This window comes from Phyllobacterium myrsinacearum (assembly GCF_002980555.1).
GTDB classification, from domain to species: Bacteria; Pseudomonadota; Alphaproteobacteria; order Rhizobiales; family Rhizobiaceae; genus Phyllobacterium; species Phyllobacterium myrsinacearum.
The window spans coordinates 155,495-177,822 of the sequence record NZ_PVBT01000002.1 but is presented as its reverse complement, the minus strand read 5'-3'; the positions used below and the strand labels follow the sequence as shown (position 1 = coordinate 177,822).

Here is a 22,328-nt window from a genome sequence, read left to right as displayed (position 1 = left end):
TGCGCCATTGTAGCAGATAACCGGGATGCCGCATGCCGTTCTTCCGGGGTATGCCGGCGAAATCACATCAGCCGCCGCTCACCACGGGTTCCTTGTTCTTTTTCAACGCCGCCATTGTTGCGGCATCGAAATTGAGATGACCCGAAACCACTTCCGGTGGTGTCAGCGCCAGCCACTGGTTGAGTGACACGTCGGCATAATGATCGCTCTTGAACATTTCGAGAAACCTGAGCGGTGTATCGCCGGTGTTCTCGATGTAGTGGCCCATGGCGAACGGCACATAGCCAACGTCGCCTGCAGCAAAATCAAATGTGCGGGAATGGCCGTTTGCGGCGAAAACACCCATGCGTCCGACACCTTCGATATAATACTGCCATTCGTCAGTGTTCGGATGCCAATGCAGTTCACGCAGGCCGCCCGGCTCAATTTCAACAAGTGCTGCAGCAATTGTCTTCGAAACAGGAAAGTTCTTTGAATCGGCGATACGAACCGTGCCGCCGCTCGATTTGATCGGTTCCTGCGCGCTCATCCGATGCACCAAACCGCTCGAGACAGCCGTTGCACCAGCGATCTCATCGCTTTTTAGACTGCCTGGGATGGGAAGGGGGAAGATATAGCGTTCGCTGGGTGACGGGAGGCTGTTGAAATGCGTTTCCGCTATGCCGAAATTCTTGCCCAGGACGCTCTTGGGTACATGCTTGAACCAGTCGCTCACGACGAATGTGCTGTCCTCGTCAAAGCTTCCGTCATCAAAGACAAGCAGGAACTCGCAGCCATCTGGTCCCAATCCCTGAATGGAATGCGGTATTCCGGAGGGAAAGTACCATATGTCGCCCGGCCCGAGATCGCCGACAAAATTCTTGCCATCGGCATCAACGGCGGTAATGCGGGCGTTTCCATAGAGCATGAACGCCCATTCCCCCTCCTTGTGCCAGTGCAGTTCTCGCATGCCGCCGGCATTGAGGCGCATGTCGACGCCGGCGATGCTTTTGGAGATTCCAAGTTCGCGGATGGTGATCTGGCGTGTCCAGCCCGCCGGATATTCCTTGGTTGGTGCATCGGCAAACGAGAAGCGCAGATTCGGCAGGGTCCCGGCATCGGTGATGGGCTGGTTGAGAATATCCGGGTTCTGGATGTCACGCCCGACATTGCGCGGCCCAGGATCATCACCGCCGGCGCCAGCACGGCGCGGTTGCGGTACGTCAGCAGCAAATGCCTTCGACGAAGCAGCAGCGGCAATGCTCCCTGCCGTCAATGTTACGAGAGCGTCGCGGCGATTGAATATTGTCATGTTCGTTTCCTCCTCGGCCAGGTGAGCCACGGGATGAAAGAGATGGACAAGCAACCATGAACGGCCCGCGCCTCCCCTTCGCAGGAGTGCCTTAATCGTGCTGTCAGTCCGTTTTGGCTGGTTGCCCGGTGAGAACAGTCTACAGCCGCCAGCCTATGCCGCGCCGTTCAGCCGGGATATCGGCTGTTGGTTTCGGCTCGCCTATACCTTGGTATAGGTTCATTGGACGGGCTCGCATAAAGAAAATGGGCACCACCGAAACCTGTTCGGTGATGCCCATTCCAATGGAACCCTCGCACCGCAGCGCGAGGAAAACCAGCCAATCTTAGTTGGCCGAAGCAAGCGTCATCGACGTGCCAGTAGCAGCAATGTTCAGGCCAATCTGGCCTGTTACGCTGATTGCCTGCAGATGAACGGAGCCTGCGGTACCGCCAAACAGCACATTGGTGCCGATACCGGCGCCAAGTGTGGCTTCCGCTGTCGCACCGCGGTAAACGCCGCTCAGCGACCCCTGGTGATACCCGGCGGTCGGTGCAAACACGGCCCAGACGAGGCGGCTGCGTGTCGTAAAGCCGAGATCGACACCGAGTTTCTTGATTGCGCCGGTATAGTGATCCGAACGCTCACGGCCGACTGTCGAACGGAAGACACAATCGACTTCCTTGGCCGACCCAAGCACATAGCCAACGCCGCCATCGATATCGCAGGTGAGATAACCGATCCTCACGCCATTGCGCGCGTCTGGCTCCTGGTAGGTCGCCGGCATATCCGCTGCAACAGCAACCGTTGCGCCAGCAATTGCCAACGACGTGGTCGCAAGTGCCATAGCAAGTGTCTTCTTCATCATACTCTCCTTCTCAAATTGTGACCGGTGCACCGCAATCGATCCTCCAGCCCACAAATTCAGCAACAGGTTACAAAAGGTATCGCCGGGCGATCTCATTCGATAGACCTGAAGCAACACATGTGAAGGCGTGCCGGAATGCGCAAGTGACAGACCATTCACAATTCGCCTCCCAATGGGACATTTTGAAGGCACATGAAGGATTGTTTACGCAAAATTAACAGTTTAGCTTCGACGAGGCTCAGCCTATTCCATCGAATCGAGACACAATCACCCTGTCCATGAGACCTGTGAGAATCCAATGAATGTCCGGCAGCTCGAAGTCCTGCGCACCCTGCTCGTCACCGGCTCGACGATCGCAACGGCGCGCGCCATGGGCCTGAGCCAGTCCGGTGTCAGCCGCCTGCTGCAGCAGCTCGAGGCCAACCTGTCGATGCAGCTCTTTGCACGGGACAAGGGTCGGCTGATCCCGACACCCGAAGCGGAAAAACTCGCCTATGACGCCGAACTTGTCCTTGCCGGCATAGACCGCTTCACCAACCTTGCGCAGGATCTGCGCAGCGGTGCCGTTGGGCCCGAATCGGTGCGCATTGCCCTGCCCAACAGTCTTGCCGACCAGTTTACCCCGGATCTTCTCGCGGATTTTGACAGGGACTTTCCGCGGGTGCGCATAGAAACATTCTTCGACACGTCGGGCGCCATCACGCGCCTCATAGAACAGCGCATCGTGGATTTTGGCTTCCTGCGCTATGAGGGCCAGCAGAGCAGCAGTGTCGAACTTGAAGTGGTTGTTAGCGGCCGGAAGGTCTGCGTCATTCCTGCCGGCCATCCTCTCGCCGGGCTGGACATCGTCACACCCAGGGATTTACGCAATATTCCTTTGATCCTGACCGGCCGCAACCGGCCCACCCGCATGAAACTCGACGAGATTTTCCGCCAGGCCGGTGTCACGCAGACCGTCAAGATTGAAACGCACAGCAACAATTCCGCCTTTTCCTATGCCGCCAATGGGCTTGGGATTGCGATCATCAACAGCTTCTTTGCGCACCTGACCAAGGATGCAAGGATTGTCATACGCCCCTTCGATCCGCCGCTCACGCAGAGCTTTGGCCTTGCCAAGGCGGCTGGCGTTCCGCTTTCCATCGCTGCCGAAGCGCTCAGCAGGCGGATGAAGCACATGCTTCGAAATGTCGAGGGGCCGCAAAACTGAAAGCGCACAGGTTCCGTCAGCGGCATGGGTAGCCCCGATGACCGGCACGCAAGTACCCGTTTGCATAACACTATGACATTTACTCATAATATTGCGCATGGTTTTCACATATGCTCATAGTCCGGCACACAATGGCCAGATGACTGCGGGGAACTCCCCCGCAGCCAAAAGAGCAGAATGGGAACCACGTGATCAAATTTATACTCGGCCGAATGCTGATGGCTGTGCCCACGATTGTCATCGTGGCAGTGGCAGTGTTCACCCTCATACGCCTCATTCCCGGTGACCCCGCAGCCCTGATGCTTGGGGATCTTGCCGAACCGCAGCAGATCGCCGCCCTGCGTTCCACGCTGGGGCTCGACCAGAGCATACCGATGCAGTTCATGATCTGGGTCGGCCACCTGTTCAACGGAGACTTCGGCAAGTCCATCGTTACAGGCGAACCCGTCCTGCACCTTGTCCTCTCGCGCTTTTTCATCAGCGCCCAGATCGTTGTGCTTGCCGTGTTCATTGCCAGCATTATCGCTGTCCCGGCCGGTGTTATCGCGGCATGGAAACAGAACAGCCTCACCGACCTTGCCCTTGTCGGCACGGCAACGGTTCTCCTGTCCATTCCCACATTCTGGCTCGGACTTCTGCTGCTGCTTTTCTTCGGGCTGAAACTCGGCTGGGTGCCGGTGCTCGGTTACGTCTCGGTGACAACCGACTGGAAGGCCGGGCTCATCTATATGGCCTTGCCGGTTGCCACTCTCTTTATCCATGAGATGGGTGTGATCATCCGCATGGCCCGCGCATCGACGCTGGAAGTTCTGCGCCTTGACTACATCACCCATGCCCGCGCCAAAGGCCTGTCGGAACAGGCCGTTCTCTGGCGTCACGCCTTCAAGAACGCTTTCGGTCCGACATGGACGATGATCGGCTTGATTCTCGGCAATCTGCTTGGCGGCATCGCCGTCATTGAAACCGTCTTCTCCATACCGGGTCTTGGCCGCCTGCTCGTCGACAGCATTTTCCAGCGCGACTATCCCGTCATTCAGGGCTGTCTCCTGCTGGTCGCGGTTGCCTATGTTCTGGTCAACCTCGTCGTGGACCTTCTCTATCCACTCTTTGATCCGCGCGTGGTGGCAGAATGAAAAAGCTTACATTCAACGGGGTGATTGGCGGCACCATTATCACCCTCCTCTTTATCGTCGCGGCCATCGGCATGTTCTGGACGCCGTTCGATCCGATGAAACTCAGCTTTTCCGCGCGTCTCGCCGCACCGAGCGGCGCGCATCTTCTGGGCACGGACGAGTTTGGGCGGGATGTCCTGAGCCGGCTGATGGTCGGGGCACAGGCAAGCGTCTGGATCGGCTTTGCCACTGTCTGCTTTGCCGTGTTCTTCGGTACACTTATCGGCCTGATCAGCGGTTATGCCCGCGGCTGGGCCGATGGCATCATCATGGCGTTCAACAATGCACTGCTGGCCTTTCCCGGCATTCTTCTCGCCCTCGGGCTGCTCGCGGTTTTCGGCGCCAACCAGTACGGCATCATCTTTGCACTTGGGATCGCCTACACCCCCTCAATGGCACGTATCGTGCGCGGTGCCGTCCTGTCCCTGCGCGAACGGGAGTTTATCGAAGCCTCCAAGGTCATGGGCAACAGCGAAATCTATACGATCCTGCGCCACATCCTGCCCAACTGCCTGGCACCGATTACAGTTCTTGCGACGTCCATGTTCGGCTGGGCAATCCTTTCGGAAAGTGCGCTGAGCTTCCTTGGCCTTGGCGTTCCACCCCCCGCGCCAACCTGGGGCAACATGCTTGCCGCCGGCCGGCCATTCATCGAACAGGCAGCCTGGCTTGGCTTCTTTCCCGGCCTTTGCATCGCGCTGACCCTTCTCGGCATCAACCTGCTTGGCGATGCGCTGCGCGACAAGCTCGATCCCCGCATGAGAGGTTTGAAATGAGCGATCAAAACGCACTGCTTAGCGTTCGCGGACTGACGCTTGAGGTCATCCACAATGGCGGCGCCGTTGTCAAAGATGTCAGCTTCGATGTCTCGCCCGGAGAAATTGTCGGCATCGTCGGTGAATCCGGATCGGGCAAGACACTGGCGACACGGTCGATCATCGGACTGATTGCGCCGGGCATCCGGCATGCCAGCGGTTCGATCGTTTACAAGGGGCAGGATACGCTGCAGGCCGGTGACCGCACGTTGCGGCGATTACGCGGCGGTGAAATCGGCGTGGTCTTTCAGGAACCGATGACCTCCCTCAATCCATCGATGACCATTGGCCGCCAGTTGGAAGAAGGGCTCATTCTCCACACCAAACAGACAGCCGAGATGCGCCGGACCAACATCCTGCACATGCTGACCCGCGTCGGCCTGAAGGACCCGGCCGGCGCCTTGACCGCCTATCCGCACGAGTTTTCCGGCGGCATGCGCCAGCGTATCATGCTGGCCTCGGTCATGCTCCTGAAACCGGCCTTGCTGATTGCCGACGAACCGACAACCGCGCTTGATGCCGTCGTCCAGCGCGATGTCATGGAACTGATGGTTGAACTGACGAAGGAGCAAGGAACGGCCGTCCTCCTGATCAGCCACGATTTGCCGATGGTCGCCCGCTACACCCATCGTTTTGTGGTGATGGAACGGGGTGTGGTGGTCGAGCAGGGAACGACCGAGGAAATCCTCTCAAGACCGAAGCATCCCTATACGCGCAAGCTTCTGTCCTCCCTGCCGTTCCGCGGCGACGTTCGGGCCATCGACACCAACGTCAGCCCGATCGTTTCGGCGCGCGACATCGTCGTAGACTATCCCGGACGCAAAAGCCTGTTCAAGAAGGGTGCTGCCAAACGCGCCCTGCATGGCATCAGCATCGATATCCATCCCGGCGAGGTGGTGGCTTTGGTCGGCGGCTCGGGTTCGGGGAAAACCACACTTGGCCGCACCATTGCCGGACTGGTCAAGGAAACCAGCGGCGAGGTCCTGTTTCAAGGCAAGCGCCGCGACAATGATTGGTTCCATTACCGCATGAACTGCCAGATGGTGTTTCAGGATCCCTACTCCTCGCTCGATCCACGCATGACCATTCTTTCGCTTGTCGAGGAAGCATTGCGGCTTATCCCCAGTCTGACAGCGGCTGAAAAGAAGCAGCGCGCCGCCGAGACACTTGAGGAAGTCGGCCTCGGCGAGGCTTTTGCCGGCCGCTATCCGCACCAGCTTTCCGGCGGTCAGCGCCAGCGCGTTGCCATCGCCCGGGCCATTGCCCGGCGACCCAAATTTCTCATTGCCGACGAACCGGTATCCGCCCTGGACGTGACCGTACGTGCGCAGGTTCTCGATCTCTTTTCAAACCTGCAGAAGCGCTACGGCTTTTCCTGCCTGTTCATCAGCCATGATCTTGGCGTCGTCGAGCAGATCGCCGACCGTGTGATCGTTATGCAGGATGGCCGGATCATCGAACAGGGCGACCGGAACGCGATCTTTGATGCGCCGAAGGAGGCCTATACGCGCAAACTGCTTTCAGCCATTCCCGCACTGGATCTCAACGACAGTGGCGGCGTCAAACTCAAATGGCGGCTGGACGCCTGAACCCATGGAAAAAGAGTGGAACATGAAAAAAATACTTCTCGCAGGAACAATCCTGATGACGGCCGGCGGCTTCGCTCAGGCCCGTGACATCAATGTCGCGCAAAGCTCGGATATTCGCAGCAACGTCCCCGGCGTCAACCGCGACGGCAACACCGACTCCGTCATATTTCATCTGGTCGAAGGGCTGGTGGGCTATACGGAGAACGGCGATGTGAAGCCGCTTCTCGCCCAATCCGTCAATGTGTCGGCGGACGGCCTGACCTATACATTCCCGTTGCGCGACGATGTGAAATTCCACAATGGCGACGCGCTGACCGCCGCCGATGTGGTGTGGAACTGGAACCGTTACATGGCGGAGGACACAAAGTGGACCTGCCGCGCTGATTTCGATGGCAGCCGTACCGTCAAGGTCACCGGCATCGAGGCAGTCGACGCCCATACGGTGGCCATGAAGATCGCATCGCCTTCGGCCGTTTTTCTCGGCCTCATGGCACGGCCGGAATGCGGTTACACCGGCATCATCAGTCCCAAATCAATCGCCGCCGATGGCAGTTTCGTGGCTCCCATCGGCACAGGACCATTCAAATGGGGTGAATGGAAACGCGGCGAATATGTCCGTCTGGCAAAATTCGACCAGTATGTATCGCCGCCGAACGACGGCAAGCCGGATGGCATGGTTGGTTCCAAGCGCCCCCTGGTGGACGGCGTAAAATTCACGGCGGTTCCCGATGCGTCCACGGTCAAGGCAGGCCTGCTGTCAGGGGCGCTGGATGCGGCGGAAGTGCCCGCCGATCTCGTCCCCGAACTGAAGGACAATGGTGCGATCCAGCTGATCATGAAGCGCAACAACGGCAAGAATCTTCTCTACATCCAGACCCGCGATCCGGTGCTGAGCAAAGCAGGCGTTCGCCGCGCCATGGCCGCAGCCCTCGATCTCGACGATCTGGTTGGAGCCGTTTCCAATGGCACCGGCGCTGCCAATGCCTCCATGGTGTCGCTGGACTCGATCTACTATTCCGACGTGCAGAAAAAACGCATTGCCGCCGATCTTGAAAAGGCGAAGAAAGAGCTTGCCGAGTCCGGTTACAAGGGCGAAGTCATCAAGATCATCGCCAACAAGCGCGGCAATGTTCCAAGCTATCCCGTCGCCGTTGTCGCGCAGGCCATGATGCAGCAGGTTGGCCTCAATGTGCAGATCGAAGTGCTTGACTACGCCACGCAGGTCGACCGCCGCCGCAGCGGCAACTATCAGGTGATCTCGCAGTCGGTGACGCCACGTCTTGATCCGGCGCTGATGTACAGTTTCTATGTCGGCAACAAGGACAAGAATGCCTCCCTCATGTGGGACAACCCCAAGGCGATCGAACTGATGGATGCGGCCTACCGGGAAGCCGACCAAAGCAAGCGCCAGGCCATCTTCGACCAGTTTCACGAACTCATGCTGCAGGATGTACCGGGCATCTTCCTCTATGATCTGATGGACCTCTGGGGCGCATCGAAAAAGGTGCACGGCACGCCCGTGTGGCAGTCCAATGCGCGGGTTTGGGAAGTATCGCTCGACGATTAATTCGAAGGTTTGTTTGCGGGCCATTGTGCCCGGACATTGAACAACCAAAGGGAAGACATGATGACCAACAAGCAAACTGTTGCAGCCATTGCTGCAACCGTCGACCAGTTGCAGCCTGAATTTGCTGTCATGAGCGACGCCATCTGGGACTATGCGGAGCTGAGCTTTTCCGAACGCCATTCAGCACAGACGCAGATTTCCATGCTGGAGAAGCATGGGTTCCGCATCGAGCGTGAAATCGCCGATATCGAAACGGCATTCATTGGCGAGTCCGGTCATGGCAAGCCGGTCATCGCCTTTCTCGGTGAATTCGACGCCCTTGCCGGATTGAGCCAGAGAGCGGGTATTGCCGTTGAGCAACCGGAGAAACCGGGGGGGACGGGACATGGATGCGGGCACAATCTGCTCGGCACCGGCTCGATGCTGGCCGCCGTTGCCCTCGCCAAGCACCTGGCGGACAACAAACTGTCAGGCACAATCCGCTATTATGGCTGCCCCGGCGAAGAGGGCGGCTCGGGAAAAACATTCATGGCCCGTGCGGGTGCCTTCGATGATGTGGACACCGCGCTGACATGGCATCCTGCGCCGTTCAACGGCGTACGGTCCACCAACAATCTGGCGGTGCTGGAAATTTACTATCGCTTCAAGGGCGTGGCGGCCCATGCCTCCAACGGTGCCCATCTCGGCCGCAGCGCGCTCGATGCACTGGAACTGATGAATGTCGGCGTCAATTTCCTGCGCGAGCACATGCCGCAGGATTGCCGTGTCCACTACGCCATCACGGACGCCGGCGGGAAAGCCGCCAATGTGGTTCAATCCCGCACGGAAGCGCTTTATCTGGTGCGTGCGCCGGAACTGCCGGTGGCGCTTGATCTGGCGGCGCGCGTTGACCGGATCGCCAAGGGCGCGGCGATGATGACGGATACAGAGGTCGAAATCGTGTTTGACCGGGCGGCAACAAACCTTTTGCCCAACATCACTCTCGAAAGTGCAATCCACGCCAATATGGTCGATCTTGGTCCGGTCCCGTTTGACGACAGGGATGTTGCCTTCGCCCAGGAAATACAGAACACGCTGACACCGGAAGCCATCAAGAGCAGTGTCCGGCTCTATCAGATCAAGAAAGACGTATTCCTCAACGGCAAGGTCGACGGTTCAAGCCCGCTGCATCTCGGACTGCGCGACTTTGAAGGCGAATCGCATTTCCGTGCAGGCTCGACCGATGTCGGCGACGTCAGCTGGGTCACGCCGACCGCGCAGTGCTGGGCGCCCGCATGGGCCATCGGCACCGCTCCGCACACCTGGCAGGTGGTGGCCCAGGGCAAGAGCCCGGCAGCGCACAAGGCTTTTGCTCACGCCGCAAAGTCCCTGGCTTCAACCGGCCTTGATCTCATCCTCAACCCCGATCTTCTGGCCCAGGCAAAGGCGGAATGGCTGGAAAAAACCGAAGGACGCCCCTATCAATGTCCAATTCCGGCGCATATCGGGCCGAAGATCGGCCATCCCTAGTTTTTGCTGCGAACCATGATTATCTCCGGTACAACCTGACGGGCTGAATTGGGCGCCAGCACATTGCTCTGGAAGTTGTGCTACAATTGCCGTAGAGGTTCTGGCGCAACAGGACCTCGACGGGCCCGTGTTGGAGGAAAGACACTACACCGCCGACCCCGGCATAAAAGATCGTGAACTTGAATGCCTGCAGCCGATATAGCCGCCGAAGCACCCGCAACCATCGCGACACTCCTGAGCTTTGGTCTCGTCGGCTTTGGATCTCTGGCATTGCTTGAGAAATTCATTCCGGTCATTCCTTCCTACGTCCTGTTCATGCTTCTGGGAATGACGGTGCCCGATGGCAGCGGCCTGGGCCTGGCCATTCTCGTCACGACAATCGGTTCCGCCGCCGGGGCCTTGGGCTGGTTTTCTCTGGGATGGCTGCTCGGACCGGAGAGAGCAAAGGCTATCGTCGCGCGTTACGGCCGATATGTTTTCCTTAAGCCTGCCTTCTACGAACGGTTGACCAATTCGTACCGCAGCAATCATTTCTGGGTGACCTTGACCGGACAGGTCATTCCTACCGTCCGGATCTACCTCGCACTGCCCGCGGGCGTTCTGCGGCTCGATCCGCGCTCATTCACCCTGGCCACCGCGGTCGGCACATTTCTGTGGAACACGCCGTTTCTTTGCCTTGGCTATGCGCTGCGCGGAACCCCTTACGATCCCATCCATGTCGGCTTCTGGGCATCCGTCGTCTTGTTCATTGCCGAGGGCTCGATCATCCTGTTTTTCAGCCTTCGCCGAAAGCGCCGCGCAGGCCAGAGTTAGAATCTGGTTCCGATGCGCTTCGGCACAGGCCCGGTACAGACAACGACATGAGGGCAATATCGCACCATGCGTGACCATGCACACGCTTCCACCGTTGAAAACGTGGTCACCGCCATTACCGCGCGCGTTCGCTCAGGCAATCTGGCACCGGGTCAGCGCCTGACGGAAAGCGAATTTACCCAGCGCCTCGGTGTATCGCGGTCGACGGTCCGGGAAGCCTTTCAACGCCTGGCTTCCGACGGTCTCCTGGCCTTTGAACCCAATCGCGGGGTAACGGTCAGACAATTGTCACGCAAGGGTGTGGATCAGCTGTTTCAGGTTCGCGGGGCGCTTGAGGTGCTGGCCGTCCGTCTGGCGGCTCCGGTCATCCTGGCCGAGCCGGCAAAGCTTGAGACCCTGCAGACAGAGCTGGATAAAGCGGTTTCCAGCGGCGACATGCAGCGATTCTCGGATCTGAACCAAGAGTTCCACGGTTTGTTCGTGAAAAGTGCCGGCAATGCGCTTCTGGCGGAAACCTTGCGACGCCTCAACAACTCAATCTATTGGCTGCAGTTCCGCATGCTGGTTCACCGCCAGGAAGTGTTGAACTCCAATGCCCAGCATCAGGCACTGGTAAGAGCCATTCTTGACGGACAGCTGCAGCGCGCCGAGGTCATCATGTTCGACCATATCGAAGCATCACGCACACTCATACAGTCGCTGGCCGACGACCATTTCACCGCCGATTAGGGATAAAGGCCAGCCTCCTATACGAAGAGGGATTGCTTCGCAGAAATTGTCTGACAATATAAGCGGACAATATGCGAGGATTTTCACCATGAGCCAAACCAAGCCCGCGGCCTATCAACCGATCCCCCTGCCGGACTATCAGGAACTTCCTGTCGACCTCATGCGCCGCAATGCACTTGATTTCTACGAGGAAATTCGCCGTCGTCATACCGTGCGGGATTTCGATACAAGGCCAGTACCTCGGGATATCATCGAAAGCTGCCTGCTTGCAGCGGGCACAGCACCCAATGGTGCCAATCACCAGCCATGGCATTTTGCCGTCATCGGCAATCCCGCTATCAAGCGACAGATCCGCATTGCTGCGGAAGAAGAGGAGCAGGCTTTCTATGCCGGCCGTGCCGGTGAAGAATGGCTTGAGGCACTGGCACCGCTGGGAACCGACAGCAGCAAACCCTTTCTCGAAGACGCTCCCTGGCTCATCTGCATTTTCGGCGAACGAAAGAGTCGCTCCGCCGACGGGGTATTGCGCAAGAATTATTACGTGCCGGAATCGGTCAACATCGCAACCGGCTTTCTCATCGCCGCACTGCACAAGGCCGGCTTGGCCATGCTGACCCACACGCCCAATCCCATGGGATTCCTGAATGAAATTTGCGGGCGCCCTGCCCAGGACAAGCCCTATATCATGCTGGTTGTCGGCTATCCCAGTCCAGGCGCAACCATTCCCGCGCATGCGACGGAAAAACGGCGGCTGGAAGACATCGCAACTTTTCTATGACCCCATTCGGAGCGAGCTAGGACGCCTTCTGCTGGCGATGCCATTTCGACTGCAGGATGAACCAGAGATCCGGCATGATGCCCAGCGAACGCTCGATGCGTACGGCGATATCGAGCGTAATGGGGTGCTGACCGCCAATGATTGCATCGATGGTTTCCACGGGAATGTCGGCGACCCGGGCGAACCTCTCGCGCGAAAGCCCATGCGATCCGATACAGGCCGCCAGATGCTCGCCGGGATGTACGGCCCAGTGCGGATTCCATTGATCAGTTGTGGCGCGCATGTTCGTCACCGATTCCGTTTCGCTTCGGTCAAGGATTCCTACCAGCGCCTCATGTCAGACCGATGTAAAAAACATGGCTTCAAAGTGGCAAGTCGCGAACAAAAGTTTCTGCCGCAAAACGTCTGATTCCAAGGAGTTAGCCAGCACGCACATGCCCACAATTTGAGCAGAGGCATAAATGCTTAAAATAACATCTTGACGTCATCGGAAAAATACCGTCGACTGAACCAATATCATAATTGGTCCGGACCAATACCGCATGGCAAGCAACCAGTCTCAGGAAAACTCGAACTACGCGCTTGACCGGTTGCGGCGGCTTCTTGCGTCCGACGAATTCGGAAAAGACGGCAAATTGCCAACTGAACGCGCGCTGTCGGAATCGCTCGGCGTCAGCCGCCGCTCGGTCCGGCGGGCACTGGAAGTGCTGGAGGCAGAAGGCCGGATATGGCGGCGGCAGGGCCAAGGCACATTTGCCGGACGCGAACCCGATGGCTGGGGCGAGCACGTCGACACCATTATCGCCGGGACCAACTTCATGGAAATCATGGAGGTCCGCCTGAGGATAGAACCGCAGCTGGCACAGCTCGCGGCCATGCGGGCCAAAAAAACAGATATCGACCGCATGCGTGAACTGGCGCTGAAATCGCGCGAAAGCCAGGACGCCGACTCGCACGAGCTGTGGGACGGTTCATTGCATCGGCAAATTGCCCAGAGCGCCGGCAACCCGTTTTTTCTGACCATTTTCGATGTCGTCAACCGGGTTCGCCAGGACGAAGCATGGCAGGTCATCCGTGAGCGCGCGCGCAGTGGCAACAACGCTGCGGCAACATCCTACGACCATCACTCAGCCATCATCGACGCCATCGAATCCCGCGACCCGCTGAAGGCGGGCGAAGCAATGCGCCAGCACTTGCTGATGCTGCAGGAATGGCTGATCCGCCTGACATCGCTGGACGGATTCGAAACGAAGCAGCCGGGATAAATACCGCAGGCACGGACCACCATCGCGATAAGGACCGGAAAATAACCGGCCATCAACACGGAACAAACAAGCGGGTTTCACCGCTCTGACGAAAAGAGGAGAACTTCAATGCAAAAGACCAGACTTCTTGCAAGCCTGCTAGCCGGTATTCTCATTGCGGCGCCCGCGAGCGCCAGTGAATTGCGCATCGGCCTTCAGGACGACGCCGACGTCCTCGACCCGGCCCAGTCGCGAACCTTCGTTGGCCGCATCGTCTATACGGCCCTGTGCGACAAGCTGGTCGATGTCAGCCCCACACTCGAGATCGTACCGCAACTGGCCACGGACTGGAAATGGTCCGATGACGGTTCCGAATTGACCATGAACCTGCGCAAGGACGTGGTTTTCCATGACGAGACGCCGTTCAACGCGGCGGCCGTCGTCGCCAACATCCAGCGCTCGCAGACACTGCCGGAATCGCGCCGCAAGAGCGAACTGTCATCCGTGAAGAGCGTCGAGGCAATGGGCGACTATCAGGTCAAATTCACCCTCAAGAGCCCCGATGCGTCCCTGCTTGCGCAGCTGTCGGATCGCAGCGGCATGATGGTTTCGCCAAAGGCCGCAGCGGAACTGGGGGCGAACCTTGGCAACAAACCGGTCTGCTCCGGTCCCTTCAAGTTCGTCGAGCGCGTGCAGCAGGATCGCATCGTGCTTGAGAAATTTCCACACTACTGGAATGCGGCCAACGTCTTCATCGACAAGGTGACGTTCCTGCCAATTCCGGACTCGACCGTCCGTCTTGCCAACCTGCAGTCCGGCGATCTCGACATGCTGGAACGTCTTGCCGCCACGGACGCGGCAGCCGTCAAAGCGGATCCGAAACTGACCTATGCCGATGCGATCGGTGTCGGATATCTGGCCATGATCGCCAATGTGGGCAATGGCCCGCGCGCCGACAATCCATTCGGCAAGGATAAGCGGTTGCGGCAGGCCTTCTCGCTGGCCATCGATCGCGAAGCTGTCAACCAGGTTGTTTACGAAGGCACGTCGGTTGCCGGCAACCAGCCCTTTCCGCCCAACAGTCCCTGGTATGACAAGGATATTCCCGTACCGGCCCGCGATGTCGAAAAGGCCAAATCCCTGATGAAAGAGGCTGGCTTTGCAACGCTCGACATCGAATTTTCAACGCCCAATAATCCGGTGACCATGCAGAGAATGCAGGTTATTCAATCGATGGTTGCGGAGGCCGGGTTCAACGTCAAACTGAAGACAACCGAGTTCGCGACACTCCAGTCAGAATTACCCGCCGGAAAATTCCAATTTGGCCATGCCGACTGGTCAGGACGTGTTGATCCGGATGGCAATCTGCGCGAATTTGTCACCTGCAAGGGTGCCATCAATGATGCCAAGTACTGCAACCCTCAAGTGGACACCCTTCTCAACGAGGCCCGCAGTTCCACGGATAACGCCGTGCGTAAACAGAAATACGATGCGGCAGCGCAGATTCTCAATGACGCCATGCCCATTATCTATCTTGGCCATCAGGCTTGGATCTGGGCGCTCAAGAAGAATGTGACGGGCTTTGTGCCAACCCCTGACGGCATGATCCGCCTGCAGGGCGTCAAGAAGAGCTAACGAAACGGCTTGGGGCGAGACTGCAGAGTACCGCAGCCTCGCCGCCAGGCGATGAGTCAGGATTTTCAGCCCATGTATACTTACATCGGAAAGCGGCTTCTGCTGGCCATACCGACACTGATCATCATATCGATCTTTGCATTCTCGCTGCAAAAGCTGCTGCCGGGTGACCCTATTCTCGCCATGGCCGGCGAAGAACGCGATCCGCAGGTGCTGGAACTCCTGCGCGACAAGTACCGCCTGAACGACCCCGTCATCATTCAGTATCTCTATTGGGTGGGCTCCGCCCTCCGGGGAGATTTCGGCATATCCTTGCGGACCAACCAGCCTGTCCTTTCCCTGATTGCCGAAAAGCTGCCCGTGACAATCCAACTGGCCATCATGGCCATGACCTTCGCCTTCGCGATCGGCGTGCCCATCGGAATAATAGCCGCAGTGAAGAAGAATACCGTTGTCGACTACATCGCCAACATTGTTGCGCTCTCGGGCCTCTCCGTGCCCAATTTCTGGATGGGCATCATGCTCATTCTGCTCGTGTCGGTGAAACTGGGCTGGCTCCCCGCATCGGGCTACGAGCCGTTTTTCCGGGAGCCGCTGCGGTCGCTGCAGACTATGATCATGCCGGCCTTCGTTCTCGGGCTGGCACTGGCGGCAACCCTCATGCGCCACACGCGCTCGTCCATGCTGACCGTGCTGGGTGCCGACTACATCCGCACAGCCCGCGCCAAGGGCGTTTCCGAACGGTCCGTTATTCTGCGGCATACTTTCCGCAACGCGCTCCTTCCCATCATCACCATGACCGCGCTTCTCTTTGGCGAACTGCTGGCGGGCGCCGTGCTGACGGAGCAGATTTTCACCATCCCCGGTTTCGGCAAACTGATCGTCGATGCGGTCTTCAACCGGGACTACGCGGTTGTCCAAGGCGTTGTCCTGTGCACCGGGGCAGGCTTCATCCTGATGAACCTCGTCGCCGACGTGCTCTCCATCCTGCTCAACCCCAGAATGAGAGCCGCGCTATGACGATACAGCAGACAATACCGGCTGCGCGCCCGCAAAGCCGTTCAGGCAACCGTGCGTGGAAAAAGCTGAAGGCGAACAAGAGCGCCCTCGCTGGGCTTCTGATCATCAGCGTCTTCCTGATCCTCGCCGTCGCGGCGCCGTTTTTACCCATCGCCGACCCTGTCGCCACCAGCTGGTCCGCTATTCGCAAAGCTCCCTCCGCCGCGCATTGGCTGGGAACCGACGATATCGGCCGCGATATTCTTTCGCGCATGATCTGGGGTGCCCGCGCTTCGCTGATGGCGGGCGTTTTCTCCGTGGGCATCGCCGTTGCCATCGGCGTGCCGCTGGGGCTGATATCCGGTTATTTCGGCGGCTGGATCGACGTCATTATTTCGCGCATCACCGAGGCATTTCTGGCCATGCCGTTCCTCATCACGGCCATTGCCCTTGCCGCCTTTCTCGGACCAAGCCTTGGCAATGCAATGATCGCCATCGGGTTTTCCGCCATGCCGCTTTTTGTCCGGCTGACCCGCGGACAGGTGCTGACCGTGAAAACCGAAGACTATGTGGAAGGCGCGCGTTCCGTCGGGCTTGGCCACTACCGGATCATCACGCGGTACATCCTGCCAAACGTGTTCTCGCCGCTGCTCGTACAGGCGAGCCTCACCATCGCGACCGCCATCATTGCCGAGGCCAGCCTGTCCTTCCTCGGGCTCGGGCAGCAGCCTCCCGCCCCAAGCTGGGGTTCGATGCTCAATGTCGCCAAGAACTTCCTCTCCCAGGCACCCTGGATGGCCATGTGGCCGGGTGCCGCCATCTTTCTCGTAGTTATCGGTTTCAACCTCCTTGGCGACGGCCTGCGCGATGCCCTCGATCCGCGCGAAGCATAATATCTGAAAGGACGACACTATGACCCGTTTCACCACCCGGCCCGAGATTCTTGGAACCTTTGGCGTTGTCACATCGACCCACTGGATCGCCACCGCCGTCGGCATGAGCATTCTGGAAAAGGGCGGCAATGCGTTTGATGCGGCCGTCGCAACAGGCATGGTCCTGCAGGTGGTGGAACCGCACCTGAACGGTGCTGGCGGTGACATGCCGGCAATCTTCTACTCAAAGAAGAAAAACAAGGTTGAAGTCATCTGCGCACAGGGCCCGGCGCCGGCAGGCGCGACGATCGACCATTACAAGCGCGAGGGACTGGATCTGATCCCCGGCGATGGCCTGCTGGCCACCGTCATACCCGGCGCATTCGACGGCTGGATGCTGATGCTGCGCGACTATGGCACGATGTCGGTACGGGACGTGCTGGAACCCGCGATCTATTACGCCGAAAACGGGCACCCCGTTCTGCCGCGGGTCGCCGCGACCATCAGCGGTTTGGGAGAGTTTTTCCGCACGCAATGGCCGACCTCCTTCGCCACATGGCTGCCGGGCGGTGCGGCCCCGGCGCCGCATGCCAATTTCAAAAACCCGGTCCTTGCGGCAACCTGGAAGCGCATTATTGCCGAAGCCGAAAGCAGGAAGGAACGCGAAAGCCAGATCGAAGCCGCGCGCGATGCGTTTTATCGCGGCTTTGTCGCCGAGCATATTGCCGGCTATCTGCACAGCGCCGAAGTCATGGATGCCAGCGGCAATCGCCACAGGGGCGTCCTGACCGCCGGCGACATGGCGAACTGGCACGCAACGATCGAAGCGCCGCAAACCTACGACTATCATGGCTGGACCGTTGCCAAGACGGGCCCGTGGGGCCAGGGACCTGCCCTGCTGCAATCGCTTGCGCTGCTGAAGGGCTTTGACATTGCGGCCATGGACCCGAACAGCGCGGAGTTCGTGCACACGGTGGTTGAGGCAATGAAACTCGCTTACGCGGACCGGGAAGTCTATTACGGCGATCCAATGCACGCCGATGTGCCGATCGACCATCTCCTGTCCGATGCCTATACGGATGAGCGCCGCAAGCTGATCACGGGAGAAGCCTCCCGCACGCTTCAACCGGGCAGGATACCGGGCTTTGACGCACAATATGACCTGACCATGCAGATGTTGAAGGGCATGGGCGGCGGTGTTGTTTATGAACCGACCATGGCGCACCTGTCGGAAAAGCGCGGGGATACAGTCCATATCGACGTGATTGACCGGGGCGGCAATCTGGTCTCGGTCACCCCATCCGGCGGCTGGCTGCAATCCTCGCCCGTCATTCCCGGTCTCGGTTTCTGTCTCAACTCGCGCGCACAGATGTTCTGGCTGCGGGAGGGACTGCCGACATCGCTTGCGCCTGGCAAGCGCCCCCGTACCACGCTGACCCCCACCATCGCCCTGTTTGAAGGGCGGCCAGCCATGGCCTTCGGCACACCCGGCGGCGACCAGCAGGACCAATGGCAGCTGCCGTTCTTCCTGCGCCACGTCCATCACGGCCTGAATCTGCAGGAAGCCATCGACCAGCCGCTGTTCCACACGGCGCATTTCCCAAGCTCCTTCTATCCGCGCACGAGCGAGCCTGGAAACATCACCATCGAGACCAGCATCGGAGCGGACGCATTGACCGCGCTCAAGCAGAAGGGCCATCTGATCACCCCCGCGGACCCATGGACCGTGGGCCGCCTGACCGCGGCGAAACGCGAAGCAGACGGACTGCTGCGCGCCGCTGCCACTCCGCGCCTGATGCAGGCCTATGCGGCAGGACGCTGACAGAATGACGATGCCCCCTTTGACGGCACCCGCAACCAGCCCCGTGCTGTCAGTCGAAGGACTGACCACGTCCTTCCTCGTCGACGGCAGCTGGAAAAGCGTGGTGCGCGACGTATCCTTTGAGGTTATGCCCGGCGAGACCGTTGCCATCGTCGGGGAATCCGGCTCGGGAAAGAGCGTCACATCGCTCTCCATCATGCGCCTGCTGGCAAAGGCAACCAGCCGCATCGAGGGCAGTGTCATCCTCAACGGCCGGAACCTGCTGTCACTCTCTGACCGGCAGATGCGTGATATCCGGGGCAATGACATCGCGATGATCTTTCAGGAACCGATGACCAGCCTCAACCCGATATTCACCATCGGACGGCAGATCTCGGAGGCCTTGACCTGTCACCGCGCGATGACACCGACGGAGGCGCGGGCTGAAACCATACGCCTGCTGGAAAAGGTCCGCATTCCCAATGCTGCGGCCCGCTTCGATGAGTACCCCCATCAGTTCTCCGGCGGAATGCGCCAGAGGGTCATGATCGCCATGGCGCTTGCAAGCCGCCCCAAGCTCCTCATTGCCGATGAACCGACAACGGCCCTTGATGTCACGATCCAGGGACAGATTCTGGACCTGATCAAGGTCCTGCAGGAAGAGGAAGGCATGGCGGTCCTCTTCATCACCCATGACATGGGCGTGGTCGCCGAAATCTCCGATCGCACCATTGTGATGTATCGCGGGGAAGCGGTCGAGAGCGGACTGACCGCCGACATCTTTCATCGCGGCAAGCATCCCTATACGCGGGCACTGCTTTCAGCCGTGCCTCGCCTCGGGTCCATGAAGGGGCAGCGCTGGCCGCTGCGCTTTCCCATTGTCGACATCAAAACCGGCGAAACCACCATTCCAGCCGCAGCGGCCGATACGGTCGGCAGGCACAAAACACCGATCCTCGAAGTCAGGAACCTGACCACCCGTTTCGATATCCGCTCCGGCTTGTTCTCGCGCAAGACCGGCGCGGTTCATGCGGTCGAGAATGTGTCGTTTGACCTGTTCCAGGGCGAGACGCTGTCCCTCGTTGGCGAATCCGGCTGCGGAAAATCGACCACCGGCCGGTCCATCACACGTCTCGTGCAACCCAACAGCGGCGAAGTGCTCCTCGACGGCGCCAATGTCCTCAGCCTTGACCCGACAGCTCTGCGCACTATGCGCAAGAGCATCCAGATGATCTTTCAGGATCCCTTCGCCAGCCTCAACCCGCGCATGAGCGTCGGCGCAACCATTGCCGAGCCATTCATCGTCCATCGGCTGGGCACTCAGAAGCAGGCGCGCGAGAAAGCCGTGGATCTGCTTGAACGGGTTGGCTTGTCTGCCGACATGTTCAACCGCTATCCGCACGAGTTTTCCGGCGGGCAGCGCCAGCGTATCGCCATTGCCCGGGCACTTTCGCTTGATCCCAAGGTCATCGTCGCTGATGAGTCGGTGTCCGCGCTTGATGTGTCGATCAAGGCGCAGGTGGTCAACCTGCTCCTTGATCTGCAGCAGGATTTCAACCTGTCATTCCTGTTTATTTCGCACGATATGGCCGTTGTCGAACGGGTGAGCCACCGCGTGGCCGTTATGTATCTCGGCGAGATAGTCGAGATCGGACCGCGCGCCGCAGTTTTCGACAACCCGCAACACACCTACACGAAAACATTGATGAACGCCGTCCCCGTCCCCGACCCGGCCCGGCGCGCAATCAAACGCAACACCGTCGTCAGCGAATTGAAAAGCCCCGTGCGTCCTGTCGGCTACAAGGCACCCCGGCGTGATTACGTGGAAGTAACGGAAGGCCACTTTGTTCAGCAGTGAGCGAGCCATCTGATCGCGGTATTCCACTCATCCGGCATGCCCATTTATGGCAGAAAATACCAGCATCGGAGCATATTCGATGACGCCAATAGAAAACCACCGTTGTATAGAATATAACCGCACAGGAATATATCTTTACCTTTAACGATCAGGGAACCAAGAATAACGCACCAATATTAATGCTTCTCATCTTCTACAGCTTTCATCCCTGAACGGCACTATTTACAACAAGCAACGCCCATTGCTTGCATCACTCTTCTTCCCATTTTTTGAACTCCTCGGCCCTCTACCGCGATGAACGCTTCCGGCCTACTATATTTCCGGAGGCGGGTTGGTACATCCATACGTTTGGGGGAGGCAAGGCGTGCCTTTTCGCCAAACCAGATCATCTTGTGGCGAGGGAGACGGCAGTGACAACACTATCGAACCAGGAATTGTCTGCGTTGATCGGATCAATATACGACTGCGCTCTCGATCCACAGCGATGGAACAACACGCTGGCTGAGGTGGCACAGGCGCTCGAATGCGAGCACGGAATATTATCGCTCAACGATATTGAACGCGATCGCATCCTGATCAATCGGAGTACGGGCTGGGAACCATACTGGCTGGAACAACGGAATAAACATCTTCCGGAGATCCACGCCAAACTGACTCCATGGCTCCTACGCCAAACATCACTGGATCAACCGTTTGTCGGTTCCATTGAAATTCCGGCGTCCCAAGCTGAGAATTCGGCTTATGTTCGTGAATGTTTGCAACCACTTGGCATCATAGACATCGCCCATTATTTTCTGGTTTCAACACCCGCACATTTCTCGGAACTGGTACTTGCCAAACAAAATCGGCGCGGGATTTTTACCAAGCATGAAATTGAAGATGGCATGCTCTTGCTGCCGCATCTGCGCCGTGCGGTAACGATCAGTAACGTTCTTGACGTGAGAACAGTAGAGCGGGACCGCATGGCAGAAACGCTGGACGCACTTCGCAACGCGGTCATGTTGATCAGCGAGCGTGGAGCAATATTGCACGCAAACCGGTCGGCGGAAGACATGCTCCTGAACCGGCATCCCATTGTGAGCAATGGCGGCTCGCTCATCGCTACTTCGCGCTCGGCGAACAACGAATTGCAAAAAGCAATCAAGCTTGCATCACGCGATGAATCCAAGCTTGGCCGAACAGGCGTTTCTATCCGGCTGACGGAGACCAACCTGCACCCCATGTTCGCGCATGTTCTCCCCATGACCGGTGGCGATGTGAGAACAAGATTACATCCTGCGGCTGTCGCCGCGGTATTCATCGATGCAAATTCCGACGACAAGCATGCTGCTGTCACATTTGCGGCGGCCTTTAAACTGACACCCGCTGAAACGAAGGTGACAAACTGCCTGGTGGCCGGCCGCACACTTGCGGACACAGCGGAAGAGCTGGGTATCGCCATGACGACGGTCAAAACTCATCTCAACAATATCTTTCAAAAGACCGGCGTCCGGCGGCAGTCTGAGCTCATGCGGCTTGCTACTCTGGCAGTGCCTCCCATCCAGATGCATTCTCTGCAACAGACCGATTGAAACGGGCCTGCTGCAAAAAATATCACGCTGT

Annotated in this window: 19 protein-coding genes; 16 read left to right on the top strand and 3 right to left on the bottom strand. The window is 58.5% G+C overall.

Going from position 1 to position 22,328, the window contains the following annotated elements; translation table 11 throughout:
* Window positions 1-67: 67 nt before the first annotated feature.
* Complete coding sequence (locus C5750_RS07780; RefSeq protein WP_105733308.1) at window positions 68-1,291, bottom strand: oxalate decarboxylase family bicupin; 1,224 nt, start codon at window positions 1,289-1,291, stop codon at window positions 68-70.
* Window positions 1,292-1,616: 325 nt separating this feature from the next.
* Entirely contained in the window at window positions 1,617-2,135 is a 519-nt protein-coding gene (locus C5750_RS07775; protein ID WP_105733844.1) for a DUF992 domain-containing protein, read from the bottom strand.
* A 301-nt stretch (window positions 2,136-2,436) separates the two neighbouring features.
* Here C5750_RS07775 and C5750_RS07770 point away from each other — a divergent pair, with 301 nt between their 5' ends.
* The 9 genes from C5750_RS07770 to C5750_RS07730 all read left to right on the top strand — a co-directional run bounded on the left by C5750_RS07770 (window position 2,437) and on the right by C5750_RS07730 (window position 12,317).
* Window positions 2,437-3,345 carry a LysR family transcriptional regulator gene (locus C5750_RS07770; RefSeq protein WP_105733307.1) on the top strand — a complete coding sequence of 303 codons (909 nt, stop codon included), beginning with the start codon at window positions 2,437-2,439 and terminating at the stop codon, window positions 3,343-3,345.
* A 188-nt stretch (window positions 3,346-3,533) separates the two neighbouring features.
* On the top strand, window positions 3,534-4,478 hold the full coding sequence (locus C5750_RS07765) for an ABC transporter permease (RefSeq protein WP_105733306.1): 945 nt from the start codon (window positions 3,534-3,536) through the stop codon (window positions 4,476-4,478).
* Window positions 4,475-5,293 (top strand): ABC transporter permease, encoded by an 819-nt coding sequence (locus tag C5750_RS07760; RefSeq protein ID WP_105733305.1) that lies wholly within the window; start codon window positions 4,475-4,477, stop codon window positions 5,291-5,293. Before C5750_RS07765 ends, C5750_RS07760 begins: the two co-directional genes overlap by 4 nt.
* Entirely contained in the window at window positions 5,290-6,921 is a 1,632-nt protein-coding gene (locus C5750_RS07755) for an ABC transporter ATP-binding protein (RefSeq protein ID WP_105733304.1), read from the top strand. The genes C5750_RS07760 and C5750_RS07755 overlap by 4 nt, the downstream gene beginning before the upstream one ends.
* 22 nt (window positions 6,922-6,943) lie before the next feature.
* Complete coding sequence (locus C5750_RS07750; protein WP_105733303.1) at window positions 6,944-8,488, top strand: ABC transporter substrate-binding protein; 1,545 nt, start codon at window positions 6,944-6,946, stop codon at window positions 8,486-8,488.
* 60 nt (window positions 8,489-8,548) lie between these two features.
* Window positions 8,549-9,997 (top strand): M20 family metallopeptidase, encoded by a 1,449-nt coding sequence (locus C5750_RS07745; protein ID WP_105733302.1) that lies wholly within the window; start codon window positions 8,549-8,551, stop codon window positions 9,995-9,997.
* 183 nt (window positions 9,998-10,180) lie between these two features.
* Window positions 10,181-10,810, top strand: coding sequence for a DedA family protein (locus C5750_RS07740; protein ID WP_105733301.1), 630 nt, complete (start codon window positions 10,181-10,183; stop codon window positions 10,808-10,810).
* A 66-nt stretch (window positions 10,811-10,876) separates the two neighbouring features.
* Window positions 10,877-11,539 carry a GntR family transcriptional regulator gene (locus C5750_RS07735; protein WP_105733300.1) on the top strand — a complete coding sequence of 221 codons (663 nt, stop codon included), beginning with the start codon at window positions 10,877-10,879 and terminating at the stop codon, window positions 11,537-11,539.
* Between the two features lie 88 nt (window positions 11,540-11,627).
* Entirely contained in the window at window positions 11,628-12,317 is a 690-nt protein-coding gene (locus C5750_RS07730) for a nitroreductase family protein (protein ID WP_105733299.1), read from the top strand.
* Window positions 12,318-12,333: 16 nt separating this feature from the next.
* On the opposite strand, the gene C5750_RS07725 is transcribed toward C5750_RS07730, so the two are convergent.
* A complete protein-coding gene (locus C5750_RS07725; protein WP_105733298.1) occupies window positions 12,334-12,600 on the bottom strand; it encodes a helix-turn-helix transcriptional regulator in 267 nt (88 codons plus the stop codon).
* A 259-nt stretch (window positions 12,601-12,859) separates the two neighbouring features.
* On the opposite strand from C5750_RS07725, the gene C5750_RS07720 reads away from it, so the two are divergent.
* The 7 genes from C5750_RS07720 to C5750_RS07690 all read left to right on the top strand — a co-directional run bounded on the left by C5750_RS07720 (window position 12,860) and on the right by C5750_RS07690 (window position 22,297).
* Entirely contained in the window at window positions 12,860-13,582 is a 723-nt protein-coding gene (locus C5750_RS07720) for a FadR/GntR family transcriptional regulator (RefSeq protein ID WP_105733297.1), read from the top strand.
* Between the two features lie 108 nt (window positions 13,583-13,690).
* The gene (locus tag C5750_RS07715) at window positions 13,691-15,196 is read left to right on the top strand and encodes an ABC transporter substrate-binding protein (RefSeq protein ID WP_105733296.1); all 1,506 of its coding nucleotides are present in this window, start codon (window positions 13,691-13,693) and stop codon (window positions 15,194-15,196) included.
* Window positions 15,197-15,268: 72 nt separating this feature from the next.
* Window positions 15,269-16,216 (top strand): ABC transporter permease, encoded by a 948-nt coding sequence (locus tag C5750_RS07710; RefSeq protein ID WP_105733843.1) that lies wholly within the window; start codon window positions 15,269-15,271, stop codon window positions 16,214-16,216.
* A complete protein-coding gene (locus C5750_RS07705; protein ID WP_105733295.1) occupies window positions 16,213-17,088 on the top strand; it encodes an ABC transporter permease in 876 nt (291 codons plus the stop codon). The genes C5750_RS07710 and C5750_RS07705 overlap by 4 nt, the downstream gene beginning before the upstream one ends.
* Before the next feature lie 19 nt (window positions 17,089-17,107).
* Entirely contained in the window at window positions 17,108-18,889 is a 1,782-nt protein-coding gene (locus C5750_RS07700) for a gamma-glutamyltransferase family protein (RefSeq protein WP_105733294.1), read from the top strand.
* A 4-nt stretch (window positions 18,890-18,893) separates the two neighbouring features.
* Window positions 18,894-20,726 carry an ABC transporter ATP-binding protein gene (locus tag C5750_RS07695; protein WP_425350428.1) on the top strand — a complete coding sequence of 611 codons (1,833 nt, stop codon included), beginning with the start codon at window positions 18,894-18,896 and terminating at the stop codon, window positions 20,724-20,726.
* A 410-nt stretch (window positions 20,727-21,136) separates the two neighbouring features.
* Complete coding sequence (locus tag C5750_RS07690) at window positions 21,137-22,297, top strand: helix-turn-helix transcriptional regulator (RefSeq protein ID WP_130502091.1); 1,161 nt, start codon at window positions 21,137-21,139, stop codon at window positions 22,295-22,297.
* The last annotated feature ends 31 nt before the right edge of the window (window positions 22,298-22,328 follow it).